The organism is Streptomyces sp. NPDC030143, from assembly GCF_055573695.1.
The window spans coordinates 1-14447 of record NZ_JBVIAY010000003.1 but is presented as its reverse complement, the minus strand read 5'-3'; the positions used below and the strand labels follow the sequence as shown (position 1 = coordinate 14447).

13 protein-coding genes are annotated in these 14447 nt (G+C 69.8%); 8 read left to right on the top strand and 5 right to left on the bottom strand.

Annotated elements, in window-relative coordinates; genetic code table 11:
• The first annotated feature begins 19 nt into the window (after positions 1-19).
• Together ACZ4YY_RS06310 and ACZ4YY_RS06305 are read left to right on the top strand one after the other, a co-directional pair.
• Positions 20-481, top strand: a complete 462-nt coding sequence (locus ACZ4YY_RS06310; protein WP_468284421.1) for a MerR family transcriptional regulator — start codon at positions 20-22, stop codon at positions 479-481.
• Positions 478-1494, top strand: coding sequence for an aldo/keto reductase (locus ACZ4YY_RS06305; RefSeq protein WP_468284419.1), 1017 nt, complete (start codon positions 478-480; stop codon positions 1492-1494). Before ACZ4YY_RS06310 ends, ACZ4YY_RS06305 begins: the two co-directional genes overlap by 4 nt.
• On the opposite strand, the gene ACZ4YY_RS06300 is transcribed toward ACZ4YY_RS06305, so the two are convergent.
• From ACZ4YY_RS06300 to ACZ4YY_RS06290, 3 genes are all read right to left on the bottom strand, one after another.
• Positions 1495-2349: a DUF4429 domain-containing protein gene (locus tag ACZ4YY_RS06300; RefSeq protein ID WP_468284417.1), complete on the bottom strand. Its 855-nt coding sequence runs from the start codon at positions 2347-2349 to the stop codon at positions 1495-1497. It lies immediately after the preceding gene.
• Positions 2350-2406: 57 nt separating this feature from the next.
• Positions 2407-3624 (bottom strand): alpha/beta hydrolase, encoded by a 1218-nt coding sequence (locus tag ACZ4YY_RS06295; RefSeq protein WP_468284415.1) that lies wholly within the window; start codon positions 3622-3624, stop codon positions 2407-2409.
• A gap of 104 nt (positions 3625-3728) precedes the next feature.
• On the bottom strand, positions 3729-4391 hold the full coding sequence (locus ACZ4YY_RS06290) for a TetR family transcriptional regulator (RefSeq protein ID WP_468284413.1): 663 nt from the start codon (positions 4389-4391) through the stop codon (positions 3729-3731).
• A 121-nt stretch (positions 4392-4512) separates the two neighbouring features.
• On the opposite strand from ACZ4YY_RS06290, the gene ACZ4YY_RS06285 reads away from it, so the two are divergent.
• Positions 4513-6132: an MFS transporter gene (locus ACZ4YY_RS06285; RefSeq protein WP_468284412.1), complete on the top strand. Its 1620-nt coding sequence runs from the start codon at positions 4513-4515 to the stop codon at positions 6130-6132.
• A 542-nt stretch (positions 6133-6674) separates the two neighbouring features.
• Here ACZ4YY_RS06285 and ACZ4YY_RS06280 read toward each other — a convergent pair.
• Complete coding sequence (locus tag ACZ4YY_RS06280; protein WP_468284410.1) at positions 6675-7469, bottom strand: potassium channel family protein; 795 nt, start codon at positions 7467-7469, stop codon at positions 6675-6677.
• Positions 7470-7551: 82 nt separating this feature from the next.
• Positions 7552-10299 (bottom strand): pyruvate dehydrogenase (acetyl-transferring), homodimeric type, encoded by a 2748-nt coding sequence (gene aceE / locus ACZ4YY_RS06275; RefSeq protein ID WP_468284408.1) that lies wholly within the window; start codon positions 10297-10299, stop codon positions 7552-7554.
• 374 nt (positions 10300-10673) lie between these two features.
• On the opposite strand from aceE, the gene ACZ4YY_RS06270 reads away from it, so the two are divergent.
• From ACZ4YY_RS06270 to ACZ4YY_RS06250, 5 genes are all read left to right on the top strand, one after another.
• Entirely contained in the window at positions 10674-11111 is a 438-nt protein-coding gene (locus ACZ4YY_RS06270) for a DUF3052 domain-containing protein (protein ID WP_266396452.1), read from the top strand.
• Positions 11112-11246: 135 nt separating this feature from the next.
• Positions 11247-11705: a peroxiredoxin gene (locus ACZ4YY_RS06265; protein WP_468284406.1), complete on the top strand. Its 459-nt coding sequence runs from the start codon at positions 11247-11249 to the stop codon at positions 11703-11705.
• 154 nt (positions 11706-11859) lie between these two features.
• Positions 11860-12435, top strand: a complete 576-nt coding sequence (locus tag ACZ4YY_RS06260) for a calcium homeostasis/redox stress adaptation protein (protein WP_468284404.1) — start codon at positions 11860-11862, stop codon at positions 12433-12435.
• Positions 12436-12529: 94 nt separating this feature from the next.
• A complete protein-coding gene (locus ACZ4YY_RS06255) occupies positions 12530-13108 on the top strand; it encodes a TerD family protein (RefSeq protein ID WP_468284402.1) in 579 nt (192 codons plus the stop codon).
• 48 nt (positions 13109-13156) lie between these two features.
• The gene (locus ACZ4YY_RS06250) at positions 13157-14302 is read left to right on the top strand and encodes a DUF475 domain-containing protein (RefSeq protein ID WP_468284400.1); all 1146 of its coding nucleotides are present in this window, start codon (positions 13157-13159) and stop codon (positions 14300-14302) included.
• The last annotated feature ends 145 nt before the right edge of the window (positions 14303-14447 follow it).

The window sequence follows — 14447 nt, the reverse complement described above, 5'->3', positions numbered from 1 at the left end:
AGGTCATAGCGTGGAGCCCATGACGGTGTTGCAGACCATGCCCGTGACCACCGAGCCGGACCCGCACCCCGCAGACATCTGCTCAGCCCCACCACGGCGGCATCCCCGCCCCGAAGGGCAGGACAGCTACACGATCAGCGAGGTGGTCGCCTTCACCGGCCTGACGGCGCACACCCTGCGCTGGTACGAACGCATCGGGCTGATGGCCCACGTCGACCGCTCCCACACCGGCCAGCGCCGCTACAGCAACCGCGACCTGGACTGGCTCGACTTCGTCGGAAAGCTGCGGCTGACCGGCATGCCGGTCGCCGACATGGTCCGGTACGCCGAACTGGTCCGTGAGGGCGAGAGCACGTTCGCCGAGCGGTACGAGCTGCTGGAGTCGACGCGGCGGGACGTGCAGGCCCGCATCGCCGAACTCCGGGACACGCTCGCCGTGCTCGACCGAAAGATCACCTTCTACTCCGGGGGCAACCGATGACCGACCGCACGATCCCGACGGCCCACCTCGGCGACCACGGCCCCGAGGTCGGCGTCCAGGGCCTCGGCTGCATGGGCATGAACTTCGCGTACGGCCCCTCCGACGCGCAGGAGTCCCGGGCCACCCTGGAACGCGCCCTGGAGCTGGGCGTCACCCTGTACGACACGGCGGACGCCTACGGTGCGGGCGAGAACGAACGCTTCCTCGCCCCCTTCTTCAAGGCCCACCGCGACGAGGTGGTCATCGCCACCAAGTTCGCCCTCTCCATACCCGCGGACGACCCCACCCGGCGCGTCATCCGCAACGACCGCCCCTACGTCCGCCAGGCCGTCGAGGACAGCCTGAAGCGCCTGGACGTCGACGTCATCGACCTGTACTACATGCACCGGCGCGACGTGAACGTGCCGATCGAGGAGACCGTCGGCGTGATGGCCGAGCTGGTGCGCGAGGGCAAGGTCAAGCACCTGGGCCTGAGCGAGGTCACCGCCGCCGAACTGCGCGCGGCCCACGCGGTCCACCCCGTCGCCGCCGTGCAGTCGGAGTGGTCGCTGTTCAGCCGGGACATCGAGGCCCAGGTGGTGCCGGCCGCCCGGGAGCTCGGCGTCGCCCTCGTCCCGTACTCCCCGCTCGGCCGCGGCTTCCTCACCGGCTCCTTCACCGACGCCGACCGGGATCTCACCGCCGACGACTTCCGCCGCCACCAGCCCCGCTTCACCGGCGACAACGCCACCGCGAACGCGGCCCTGCTGGACACCGTCCGCCAGGTGGCCCGGGCCCACGACGCCACCCCCGCCCAGACCGCCCTGGCCTGGGTCCAGCAGCGGGCCCAGGTCCACGACCTCCCCGTCATCCCGATCCCGGGCACCCGCAAGCCGAGTCGGGTGGAGGAGAACGCGGCGGCGGTGGCGATCGAGCTGACGTCCGAGGAGCTGGCCCTGCTGGACCCCCTGGCGCAGCAGGTGGCGGGCGACCGGTACGCGGACATGGCGTTCACGTCCGCCGGACGCGAGTAGTCACAGCTCCGCCAGCAGCTCCGCCTTCTTCACGGAGAACTCCTCGTCGGTGACCAGACCGGCCCGGTGCAGTTCCCCGAGATGGCGGATCCGCTCGGCGACGTCCGCAGGGTGACGTCCGGGTCCCGTGGTCGCCGCGACCGCGGCCACGGGACCCCGGGTGCGCACGGCGTCCAGCACCGCCGCCGCGAACGGCAGCGACTCGTGCACGGGCCCGTACCCGAGCCCGAACACCACGGCCCCCGGATCCTGGTCCGCCTGCACCGACGGGGTCTTCCCGCGCAGCAAGCGCAGGTGCCCCTCGAACACCTCAGGCGAGCGCCACTCCACCCCGGTCAGCTCCGCCACCGGGAAGCTCTGGTCGCCGGCCTTCCACTTCGCCGACGACGCCCCGGTCCAGAACCACCGGAAGTTCACGGTGCGCCCGTCGAAGGACGCCTTCCCGTCGTACGCCTTGAACGCCAGCGGCGCCTCCGGGGCGGCCACCAGGAACCGCTCCGCGGGCCCGGACTCCGTCAGCCGCGCGCGCAGCTCGTCGGCGTAGTACTCGGCGAGGACCTCCCGCTCGGCCGGCAGCACCAGCCGGTACGGGTCGGACGGCTCCCTCAGCTGTCCCGCCGCCGCCTCGATCAGCGGGTCGGCGCCCTCCCGCGGCACGACGCGCAGGACGACGGTCCCGCGCCTGCCGGGTTCGAGCGTCACCCCCGCGATCGCCTCCACGGGGATCCGGCGCTCCCCGAGCGCCGACAGCAGCTTGGGTGTGCGCAACCCCCGTTCGTAGCGGATGAGGACGGAGTCGGACTCGAACTCCCAGGCAGCATGAAATCCGGCCAGTACGTCACCCATGCGGCTCATCGTATGCGGGACCTGCTCCTCCGTCGCCACCTCGCGCGCGCCGCGGTTCCTGCGCCTCTACGCGCGTCCGGCCGTGGTCATGTCGGACAGACCGTCCCGGCAGACGTCGTCCTCCGCGGCGCACTCCACCGATCGGTATGCGCCGGTGCCGATGCCGGCGAAGTTGCGCAGACTGTCGGTGCCGGGTTCGAAGTAGCCGCCGTGGCCCTTGGCCTCCCGCGCGGACAGCACCCGCGCGCCGAACGCCGCCGACACCGGGTCCTCGCCGTGCCCGAGGCCCCCGAGCTCCAGGTACGGCACGTCCTGCACCCAGTCGTCGGCGTCGCGCATCGCCCACACCCGGGCGGAGGTGCGCAGCTGTGCGGCCTTCTCCACCCGCATGCCGGGGCTGCCGGCGACGGCGATGTCGCTCACCCGGGCCGGCACCCCGGGCGCGGCGATCCCGCACACCACCGAGCCGTAGCTGTGACAGAACAGGGAGACCGGGGCGCGGCCGGGCAGGGCGTTCAGCAGCGCGTTCAGCCGGACGGCGCCGGACTCGGCGCGCATCCCGGTGGCCGAGTCGATGCCGAGGCCGGCGGGGGAGGTGTAGTCGGCCCAGGCGATCACGGCGGTCCGCGTCGAGGGGCTCACCTCGCGCTCGGCCGCGTACAGGGCCTGGGCCATGCCGACGGGCGCGGAGTACTTGCGGTAGGTGCGCTGGAAGGTGAGCAGCGCGGTGTCGACACCGGGCACCACGACGGAGACCCGTTCGGCCCGGTCGAGGTCGCCGAAGACCTCGGCGGCGCGGCCGGCGCCGTCCGGGTCGAAGGCGAGGATCTGCCGGCCGGTGGAGCTCATCGCCTCGAAGCGGTGCATGCGCCGTCCGGCCTCGTGCTGGCCGGCCGGGGAGAGCCGCTCGTCGCGCATCCGGTCGCTCTCGACCAGGATCTGCTGGAGCAGTGCGACACGGTTGGCGCGGTAGCGCAGCGCGACCGGCGCGCCGTTCATGTTGCCGACCGCGAGCGGGTAGCGCCCGGCGAGCGAGGTGCGCTGCGCGGCGGTGAGCGAGGCGAAGAACCGGGCGAGGCGGGCGGGGGCCGCGTGCGGGTCCGGCAGCCGGTGCCCGTCGATGTGTCCGTGCTCCCAGGCCGAGAGCGAGGCCTGCAGCGCGGTGGCCTCCCGCTCCTGGCGCACGGCGGTCCAGCCCGTGGTCGCGAGCATCAGGAACACCACGGCCAGCGCGAGCAGCGCGCGCCACACATTGAGTTGCGAGGGGGTGTCGAAGGAAGTCACTGGGAGGACACACTAGGAGAACGAGAAGGTCTCGGGAGGCCTGAGTGACAGGGATCACGTTTCAACAGACGTGGTGATGGTCATAGGACTCTTCAGGCCCTGTCTCAGCGTTCCTCGCGCCAGTCGCCCAGCAGGGCGGGGCCCACCTGGTCCAGCGACAGGGCCGTCAGCGCCCGGATGCGCTCCAGACTGTAGTCCTCGCCGGTGCTCCACTGCCGTCCCGTCACCCGCATCACCCCGCCGAACACGGCCACCGCCAGCCGTGGCCGCGGGTCGAGGTCCACGTCGACCCCCTCACGCTCGGCGATCACCCGGGCGATCGTCTCCTCGACCTCCGCCGAGCGCCGCAGGTGCGCCGCGAGCAGGACGGGCGTCGACTCGATCACCCGGTACATGCGCAGGTACAGCTCCACCGGCACGACGGCGGCGACGATCTCGTGGAGCGAGTCCCAGCCGTCCAGGACGGCCTGGCGCAGCGCCTGCATCGGGGCCTCGTGGGGCGGGCGTTCGCGCACCGCCCGCACGAACCGGGTCACCGTCATGTCGTCCAGGGCGAGCGCGGCCTCCTCCTTGCCGGCGAAGTACCGGAAGAAGGTGCGCTGCGAGACGTCGACGGCCTCGGCGATCTCGTCGACGGTCGTCCGCTCGTACCCCTGCGAGGTGAACAGCTCGATGGCGGCCCGCAGCAGCGCGTCCCGGGTGCGTTGCTTCTTGCGTTCCCGCAGTCCCGACCGTTCCCGCAGCTCCGTGCGTGGCGCCGTCTCCATGGCGACCTCTTTCCTGCCGTTCGCGCCGTCCGCCCAGCTCGGGCAAGAGGCAAGTGTCGTGACAGTTACCGACTTGTGAATTGGTTTGTCAACTGTCAGTGGCTGTCATTAGCCTCCCGGTATGACTAGTCAGACCGCCATCGACAAGACGGGACCCGGGGACGCCTCGCCGCCCGGCCCGTCGGACCAGGCGCCGGCCTCGGGGCTGCGCGGACACCCGTGGTTCACGCTCATCACCGTCGCCGTGGGCGTCATGATGGTGGCCCTGGACGGCACCATCGTGGCCATCGCCAACCCGGCCATCGCCAAGGACCTCGGCGCCACCTTCGCCGAGGTGCAGTGGATCACCAACGCCTACTTCCTCGCCCTCGCCGTCTCCCTGATCACCGCGGGCAAGCTCGGTGACCGCTTCGGCCACCGCCAGACCTTCCTCATAGGCGTGATCGGCTTCGCCGCCGCCTCCGGGGCGATCGGACTGTCCGACAGCATCGCGTTCGTCGTCACCTTCCGTGTCTTCCAGGGCCTGTTCGGCGCGCTGCTGATGCCGGCCGCGCTCGGTCTGCTGCGCGCGACCTTCCCGGCCGAGAAGCTCAACATGGCCATCGGCATCTGGGGCATGGTCATCGGCGCCTCCACCGCGGGCGGCCCGATCCTCGGCGGTGTCCTCGTCGAACACGTCAACTGGCAGTCGGTCTTCTTCATCAACGTGCCGGTCGGCATCATCGCCGTGGTCCTGGGCGTGGTGATGCTGCTCGACCACCGCGCCGAGAACGCGCCGCGCTCCTTCGACATCCTCGGCATCGCGCTGCTCTCCGGTGCGATGTTCTGCCTGGTGTGGGCGCTGATCAAGGCCCCCGAGTGGGGTTGGGGCGACGCCAGGACCTGGGCGTTCATCGGCGGGTCCGTGCTGCTGTTCGCGTTCTTCGCCTTCTGGGAGACGAAGGTCCGCGAGCCGCTGATCCCGCTGGGGCTGTTCCGCTCGGTGCCGCTCTCCGCGGGTGTCGTCCTGATGGTCCTGATGGCCATCGCGTTCATGGGCGGCCTGTTCTTCGTGACGTTCTACCTCCAGAACGTGCACGGCATGAGCCCCATCGACGCGGGCCTGCACCTGCTGCCCCTCACCGGCATGATGATCGTCGGCTCCCCGCTCGCGGGCGCGATGATCACCAAGCTCGGCCCGCGCGTCCCGCTGGCCGGCGGCATGGCGGCCACCGCGATCGCCATGTACGGCATGTCCACGCTGGAGACGGACACCGGCAGCGCCGTGATGTCCCTCTGGTTCGCCCTGCTCGGCCTCGGCCTCGCGCCGGTCATGGTCGGCGCCACCGAGGTCATCGTCGGCAACGCGCCGATGGAGCTGTCCGGTGTGGCCGGTGGCCTCCAGCAGGCGGCCATGCAGATCGGCGGCAGCCTCGGCACGGCCGTGCTGGGCGCCGTGATGGCCTCCAAGGTCGACGGCGACCTGCCCGCCAACTGGAAGGACGCGGGTTTGCCCGACCTCACCCCCGCCCAGCTCGACCAGGCCTCCGAAGCGGTCCAGGTCGGTGTGCCCCCGGTGGCCAAGGGCACTCCCGAGACGGTCGCCGCGAAGATCACCGACGTCGCCCACGACACCTTCATCTCCGGCATGAGCCTGGCGTCCCTCGTGGCGGCCGGCGTGGCGGCGGTGGCGGTGCTCGTCGCCCTGCTCACCAAGCGCGGCGAGAACGCGGAGGCCGGCGTCGGGACCGGCCACATCTGACGCAACTTCAGCGGAGTTCCCCTATCAGGGTGACAACGCTAAAGGTCCCTCGCCTCCGGCACGTGTCACAGCTCACAGTGGGTCAAGCCCTCCGGAGGGGAGGGCGGCCAGGGCTGCGGCGCGCTGCCGGAGGGGGACAGCGCGCCGACGGCCCCGGACATCGGGGGGCATGGCCCTCGCGCCGCGGGATACCCGACCCTGGAGCGACCCCGGGTCGCTGGGAGTTGAGATGGCGGGCACCCGCTCCGGGACGCGCGGGAGCCCCCGCTCACGAGGCCGAACGAGGCCCCGGACCGGGCCGGATCGTGCGACGCCCGCCACTCTCTCCGAGGGTTGGGCAGGAGAGGCTCGTCCCGGCCGCCCGGCGCGGGCGCGGCACGACTGATCGCCCAGCCCTCGCCCCTCTTGAGCCGGACCGCTCGGGTTGCGCAGCCCCTGCCCCTCTTGAGCCGGACCGCTCCGGTTGCCCAGCCCGCTGTCCCTTGAGCCGGGAAGTCAGTCGTGAACCGGGGGCGGTGGCCGTGAGCTTCGGCCCGCGCGGCCTACCTGCCCTGCGCGATCGCCCCGGGTGACCGCTCTCCGAGGCGTGCGGGAGCGTCGTCGTGGCGCTCGCGGTTGTGCCGCAGGCTCGCCACCTCCGCGCGCAGCGCCCGCACCTCCTCCGTCAGGGCCTGGAGCGCCTCCGTCTGCTGTCGCTCCTCCGCATCGTCCTTCTCGAACCGCTCGATGAACCACGCCGCGATGTTCGCGGTGACGACACCCAGCAGCGCGATTCCGGACAGCATCAGACCCACCGCGATCAAGCGTCCGAGTCCGGTGGTCGGTGCGTGATCCCCGTAGCCCACCGTCGTCATCGTCGTGAACGACCACCACAGGGCGTCACCCAGCGTGCGGATGTTCCCGTCGGGCGAGTCCCGTTCCACCGACAGCACGGCCAGCGAGCCGAACATCAGCAGCCCGACGACCGCCCCGGCGACGTACGTCGTCACCCGCACCTGCGAGGCCATCCGCGCCCGCTGCCCCACCAGCAGCAGCGTCGACACCAGCCGCAGCAGCTTCAACGGCTGGACCAGGGGCAGCGCCACCGCGCACAGGTCCAGCCAGTGCGTGCGCACGAACTCCCGCCGGTCGGCGGCCAGTACCAGCCGCACCACGTAGTCCGCCGCGAACGCCGCCCACACCGTCCACTCGACGGCGGCGCACACGGCCGTCAGCGACCGCCCGGCCGAGGTGTCGACGATCGGCAGGGCGTAGGCGACGGCGAACACGACGGCGAGCGCCAGCAGTGGCCGCTGCGTCCCTTGCTCCCACCGGATCTGCGCCGATTGTTGCTGCATGGCCGCATCGTAAAGAACCCGTGCAGACCCTGGGGCGGTGAGGCCGAAACCTCACCGCCCCAGGGGACCTCCCGTGCCCGGATCAGGCGTCGCCGCCCGCCGCTCCGGGGTCCGCCGCCGCGACGTCCAGCAGCTGGTACCGGTCGACGGCCTGCTTGAGCGCGGACCGGTCGACCTTGCCCTCCTTCGCCAGCTCGGTCAGCACCGCCACCACGATCGACTGCGCATCGATGTGGAAGTGGCGGCGGGCCGCTCCCCGGGTGTCCGCGAAGCCGAACCCGTCCGCGCCCAGCGACTGGTACGTCCCCGGCACCCAGCGCGCGATCTGGTCCGGGACGGCCCGCATCCAGTCGGAGACGGCCACGAACGGCCCCTGCGCGCCGGTCAGCTTCTGCGTCACGTACGGCACCCGCTGCTCCTCCTCGGGGTGCAGCAGGTTGTGCTCCTCCACCGCCACGGCCTCGCGCCGCAGCTCGTTCCAGGAGGTCGCCGACCAGACGTCGGCCTTCACGTTCCACTCCTCGGCGAGGATCCGCTGCGCCTCGACCGCCCACGGCACGGCGACGCCCGAGGCGATGATCTGCGCCGGGACGGCCCCCGAGGTGCCCTCGCTGAAGCGGTGGATGCCCTTGAGGATGCCCTCGACGTCCACGTTCTCCGGCTCGGCCGGGTGCTGGATGGGCTCGTTGTAGACCGTGAGGTAGTAGAAGACGTCCTCGCCCGGCCTGCCGTCGGCGGTCTCGCCGTACATCCGTCGCAGGCCGTCCTGGACGATGTGGGCGATCTCGAACCCGAACGCCGGGTCGTAGGCGACACACCCCGGGTTCGTCGACGCCAGCAGCTGCGAGTGGCCGTCCGCGTGCTGGAGACCCTCACCGGTCAGCGTCGTGCGCCCGGCGGTGGCGCCCAGCACGAAACCACGCGCCAGCTGGTCGGCCATCTGCCAGAACTGGTCGCCCGTGCGCTGGAATCCGAACATCGAGTAGAAGACGTAGACCGGGATGAGCGGCTCGCCGTGCGTGGCGTACGCCGAGCCCGCCGCGATCAGCGAGGCCGTGCAGCCGGCCTCGGAGATGCCGTCGTGCAGCATCTGCCCGGTGGGCGACTCCTTGTAGGCGAGCAGCAGCTCGCGGTCGACCGACTCGTACTGTTGCCCCAGCGGGTTGTAGATCTTCGCGCTCGGGAAGAACGAGTCCATGCCGAACGTGCGGTACTCGTCCGGTGCGATCAGTACGAACCGCTTGCCGATCTCCTTGTCCCGCATGAGGTCCTTGAGGAGCCGCACAAAGGCCATCGTCGTCGCGATGGACTGCTGGCCCGAACCCTTCTTCACGGTCGCGTACGTCTTGTCCTCGGGCAGCGGCAGCGGCTCGGCCCGCACGACGCGGGTCGGGACGTACCCGCCGAGCCCCTTGCGCCGGTCGTGCATGTACTGGATCTCCTCGGAGTCCCGCCCCGGGTGGTAGTACGGCGGGAGGCCGCTCTCCAGCTCCCGGTCGGAGATCGGCAGGTGCAGCCGGTCGCGGAAGCCCTTCAGGTCGTCGACCGTCAGCTTCTTCATCTGGTGCGTGGCGTTGCGGCCCTCGAAGTTGGGACCCAGCGTCCAGCCCTTGATCGTCTTGGCGAGGATGACCGTCGGCTGGCCCTTGTGCTCCACGGCCGCCTTGAACGCCGCGTAGATCTTCCGGTGGTCGTGACCGCCGCGGCCCAGGTGCAGGATCTGGTCGTCGGTCATGTGCTCGACCATCGCGCGCAGCCGCTGGTCGTCGCCGAAGAAGTGGTCGCGGATGTAGGCGCCGGACTCGGTGGCGTACGTCTGGAACTGGCCGTCGGGCGTGGTGTTCATCCTGTTGACGAGGATGCCGTCCCGGTCCTGCGCGAGCAGCGGGTCCCAGGTGCGGTCCCAGATCAGCTTGATCACGTTCCAGCCGGCGCCCCGGAAGACCGACTCCAGCTCCTGGATGACCTTGCCGTTGCCGCGCACCGGGCCGTCGAGCCGCTGGAGGTTGCAGTTGACGACGAAGGTCAGGTTGTCCAGGCCCTCACGGGCGGCGATGGTCAGCTGGCCGAGCGACTCCGGCTCGTCCATCTCGCCGTCGCCGAGGAACGCCCACACGTGCGACCTGGAGGTGTCGGCGATCCCGCGAGCGTGCATGTAGCGGTTCATCCGCGCCTGGTAGATCGCGCCGATCGGGCCGAGGCCCATCGACACGGTCGGGAACTCCCAGAAGTCCGGCATCAGCCGCGGGTGCGGGTAGCTGGACAGCCCGTGGGGCGCCTTCGACCGCTCCTGGCGGAAGGCGTCGAGGTTCTGCTCGCCGAGCCGGTCGAGCAGGAACGCGCGGGCGTAGATGCCGGGGGAGGCGTGGCCCTGGAAGAAGACCTGGTCGCCGCCGTCGCCCTCGTCCTTGCCGCGGAAGAAGTGGTTGAAGCCCACGTCGTACAGCGACGCCGAGGAGGCGAAGGTGGCGATGTGGCCGCCGACGCCGATGCCCGGGCGCTGGGCGCGCGAGACCATGACGGCCGCGTTCCAGCGCGTGGCGTTGAGGATCTTCCGCTCGATCTCCTCGTTGCCCGGGAAGAACGGCTCGCTCTTGGTGGGGATCGTGTTGACGTAGTCCGTGCTGCGCATCTCGGGCACGGCCACGCGCTTCTCGCGGGCGCGCTCGATCAGGCGCAGCATGAGATAGCGGGCCCGCTCCCGGCCGCGCTCGTCGATGGCGGCGTCGAGGGAGTCGAGCCACTCCTGGGTTTCCTCGGGGTCGAAGTCAGGAACCTGACTCGGAAGGCCGCCAATGATGATCGGATTGCGATCGGATCCGGAAGCCACGCTGTTCCTTACCTGTCAGAGGGCCGTTTCTTGCGTGTAACCAGGGGAGGTCTCACTCTGCCTGCACCGCTCCCCATCGTGTACCTCAGGGAGGCAAACGTCATCTCTACCGAGGGGTAACCAGTGGGACGCAAGGGGTCCCGTACTCTGAGGTGCCACCGAAACGCGCAATCCAGGCAGAATGGAGTGATGTGTCCCACTTCAGGACGGGATACCGTGTCAGGAGTTGGGCGACACCGCCGGGATCGTCACCGTTTCGGCGGTCCGAACCGCCGGGTACTTGCGCGATCCGTCCCGCCCGTGTGGACTACGGCCAATGCTTCGCGCACGCGCGTGGCTGAGTTATTTCCCGAAACATGATCAGGAGGCAACCCGTGAGCGCGACCGCGGACCACGCGGAGGAGCGGACGAGCCCTGCCGTCAGGCTGGGGTTCCAGCCCGAGCAGGTGGTCCAGGAGATCGGCTACGACGACGACGTCGACCAAGAGCTCCGCGAGTCCATCGAGGAAGTCATCGGCAGCGATCTGGTGGACGAGGACTACGACGACGTGGCCGACGCCGTGGTGCTGTGGTTCCGCGACGAGGACGGCGACCTGACCGACGCGTTGGTGGACGCCACCACGTACATCGAGGAAGGCGGCTCGATCCTCCTCCTCACGCCGAAGACCGGCCGGACCGGGTACGTGGAGCCGAGCGACATCTCCGAAGCCTCGACGACGGCGGGTCTGTCGGCCAGCAAGAGCGTCAGCGTGGGCAAGGACTGGAGCGGCAGCCGGCTGGTGACCCCCAAGGCGGCCAAGTCCAAGAAGTAGCCCCTCACCGAAGAAGCCCTTCACCGGCCCTTCGAACGCCGGACGGGCTGGCGTCGCCAGCCCGTCCGATGCCGTGCGGTGATCGCTGCGTAGGGTGGGTACCACCCGAACAGCCCACGAAGGGACATCCAGGAGATGGCGATCCAGGTCGGCGACAAGGCCCCCGACTTCGAGCTCAAGGACAACCACGGCGCCACCGTCAGGCTGTCCGACTTCCGCGGCAGCAAGAACGTCGTGCTGCTCTTCTACCCCTTCGCCTTCACCGGTGTGTGCACCGGCGAGCTGTGCGAGCTGCGCGACAACCTGCCGCAGTTCTCCGACCGCGACACCCAGCTGCTCGCCGTCTCCAACGACTCCATCCACACCCTGCGCGTCTTCGCCGAGCAGGAGGGCCTGGACTACCCGCTGCTGAGCGACTTCTGGCCGCACGGCGAGGTCTCCCGCGCCTACGACGTCTTCGCCGAGGACAAGGGCTGCGCGGTGCGCGGCACCTTCGTCATCGACAAGGAGGGCGTGGTCCGCTGGACCGTCGTCAACGGCCTGCCGGACGCGCGCGACCTGAGCGAGTACGTGAAGGCGCTCGACGCGCTCTGAGCCGCCGCCCCCGACGCCGGGCCGGACCCGACACCCTGTGATTCTTCGGCCCCAGGGCCTGCGGGGGGCGGGAACCCGTCACTAGGATCGACTCGTTGATCCGATATCCGACGCATTCACGGGGCCAGCGCCCCGGGACACCAATGGAGGACTCGTGGGAGTCAGCCTCAGCAAGGGCGGCAATGTTTCACTGACCAAGGAGGCCCCGGGCCTGACCGCGGTCATCGTCGGTCTGGGGTGGGACGTGCGCACCACGACCGGCACCGACTTCGACCTGGACGCGAGCGCGCTGCTGCTGAACAACTCGGGCAAGGTCGCGAGCGACGCGCACTTCGTCTTCTTCAACAACCTCAAGAGCCCCGACGGCTCGGTCGAGCACACCGGTGACAACCTCACCGGTGAGGGCGAGGGCGACGACGAGCAGATCAAGGTCAACCTGGCGGGCGTCCCGGCCGACGTCGAGAAGATCGTCTTCCCGGTGTCGATCTACGACGCCGAGAACCGCCAGCAGTCCTTCGGCCAGGTGCGCAACGCGTTCATCCGCGTCGTCAACCAGGCCGGCGGCGCCGAGATCGCCCGTTACGACCTCAGCGAGGACGCCTCGACGGAGACCGCCATGGTCTTCGGCGAGCTGTACCGGCACGGCGCGGAGTGGAAGTTCCGTGCCATCGGCCAGGGCTACGCCTCGGGCCTGCGCGGTATCGCGCAGGACTTCGGCGTCAACGTCTGAGCGTGTGACGATCCCGCCCGGCGCCGCACCGTTTACGGGCGGCGCCGGACGTGCAGGACAACCGAAGAAGCAAGACCCAGGGGAGGACAGCATCATGGGCGTCACGCTCGCCAAGGGAGGAAACGTCTCCCTGTCCAAGGTCGCGCCGAATCTCACTCAGGTGATGGTCGGCCTCGGCTGGGACGCGCGCTCCACCACCGGAGCCCCCTTCGACCTCGACGCCAGCGCGCTGCTGTGCGGTGCCGGCAACCGGGTTCTTGGGGACGAGTGGTTCGTCTTCTACAACCAGCTCACCAGTCCCGACGGCTCCGTGGAGCACACCGGCGACAACCTCACCGGCGAGGGCGACGGCGACGACGAGTCGCTCATCGTCGACCTGCCCAGCGTCCCGGCCCACTGCGAGAAGATCGTCTTCCCCGTCTCCATCCACATGGCCGACGAGCGCGGCCAGACCTTCGGCCAGGTCAGCAACGCGTTCATCCGCGTCGTCAACCAGGCCGACGGCCAGGAACTCGCCCGCTACGACCTGAGCGAGGACGCCTCCACCGAGACCGCGATGATCTTCGGCGAGCTCTACCGTTACCAGGGCGAATGGAAGTTCAGGGCGGTAGGGCAGGGGTACGCGTCAGGGCTGCGGGGCATCGCTCTAGACTTCGGGGTCAATGTTTCGTAAAGCCGCGTACGGCGCGGGGGACACCCGTACACAAGGATTGGGTAGCCAGTGGTTCTGAAAACCTTCGGGTGGTCGTTCGCGGTCACCGCGCTCGGCCTCGTCGCGGCGGTGCTCTACGGGGGGTGGACCGCTTTCGGTGTCGTGGCGATCCTCTCCGTGCTCGAGATCTCGCTGTCCTTCGACAACGCAGTCGTCAACGCCGGAATCCTGAAGAAGATGAGTGCCTTCTGGCAGAAGATCTTCCTCACGATCGGCATCCTCATCGCCGTCTTCGGCATGCGGCTGGTCTTCCCCGTCGTCATCGTCGCCGTCAGCGCCTCGATGGGCCCGATCGAGGCCGTCGACCTCGCTCTGACGGACAAGGACCGCTACCAGCAGCTGGTCACGGACGCCCATCCGTCCATCGCCGCCTTCGGTGGCATGTTCCTGCTGATGATCTTCCTCGACTTCATCTTCGAGGACCGTGACATCAAGTGGCTGGGCTGGCTGGAGCGGCCGCTGGCCAAGCTCGGCAAGGTCGACATGCTGTCGGTCTGCATCGCGCTGATCGTCCTGCTGATCTCCTCGATGACCTTCGCGACCCACGCCCACCAGCACGGCGGCACCCACGCCGACAAGGCCGAGACGGTCCTCCTCTCCGGCATCGCGGGCCTGATCACCTACATGATCGTGGGCGGTCTCTCCAGCTTCTTCGAGGACCGGCTCGAAGAGGAGGAGGAGCGCGAGCACGAGGCCGAGGAGAAGGCCGAGCGCGAGGGCAAGCCCAAGTCGGCGGTCGTCCTGGTCGGCAAGGCCGCGTTCTTCATGTTCCTGTACCTGGAGGTGCTGGACGCGTCCTTCTCCTTCGACGGCGTGATCGGCGCCTTCGCCATCACCAACGACATCGTGCTGATGGCCCTCGGCCTCGGCATCGGCGCCATGTACGTCCGGTCGCTCACCGTGTACCTGGTCCGCCAGGGCACCCTCGACGACTACGTCTACCTGGAGCACGGCGCGCACTACGCCATCGGCGCCCTCGCCATGATCCTGCTGGTCACCATCCAGTACGAGATCCACGAGCTCATCACCGGCTCGATCGGCGTGATCCTGATCGGCTGGTCCTTCTGGTCCTCCGTCCGCCGCAACAAGGCCCTGGCGGCGGCCGAGGGAAACGCCGGATCGGACGAGAAGACTGAGGTCTCCTCCGGGGTGTGATCAGCTTCCCGGTGAGGAACGCTCTGTGCGGGGCGGGGGGGGGGGGGGGGGAACCCCCAACCCCCCCCCCCCCCCTCCCCCCCTCCCCCCCCCTTCTTCTCCCCACACGAGGAGGGGAGAGGGTGTTTTTTCTCCACTCCTACCC

Excerpts from the sequence above, each read along its gene's own strand:
- ACZ4YY_RS06265 (WP_468284406.1), top strand. The coding sequence starts at position 11,247 with ATGGCGATCCAGGTCGGCGACAAGGCCCCCGACTTCGAGCTCAAGGAC.
- ACZ4YY_RS06310 (WP_468284421.1), top strand. The coding sequence starts at position 20 with ATGACGGTGTTGCAGACCATGCCCGTGACCACCGAGCCGGACCCGCAC.
- ACZ4YY_RS06305 (WP_468284419.1), top strand. The coding sequence starts at position 478 with ATGACCGACCGCACGATCCCGACGGCCCACCTCGGCGACCACGGCCCC.
- ACZ4YY_RS06280 (WP_468284410.1), bottom strand. The coding sequence starts at position 7,469 with ATGCAGCAACAATCGGCGCAGATCCGGTGGGAGCAAGGGACGCAGCGG.
- ACZ4YY_RS06285 (WP_468284412.1), top strand. The coding sequence starts at position 4,513 with ATGACTAGTCAGACCGCCATCGACAAGACGGGACCCGGGGACGCCTCG.
- ACZ4YY_RS06290 (WP_468284413.1), bottom strand. The coding sequence starts at position 4,391 with ATGGAGACGGCGCCACGCACGGAGCTGCGGGAACGGTCGGGACTGCGG.
- ACZ4YY_RS06300 (WP_468284417.1), bottom strand. The coding sequence starts at position 2,349 with ATGAGCCGCATGGGTGACGTACTGGCCGGATTTCATGCTGCCTGGGAG.
- ACZ4YY_RS06255 (WP_468284402.1), top strand. The coding sequence starts at position 12,530 with ATGGGCGTCACGCTCGCCAAGGGAGGAAACGTCTCCCTGTCCAAGGTC.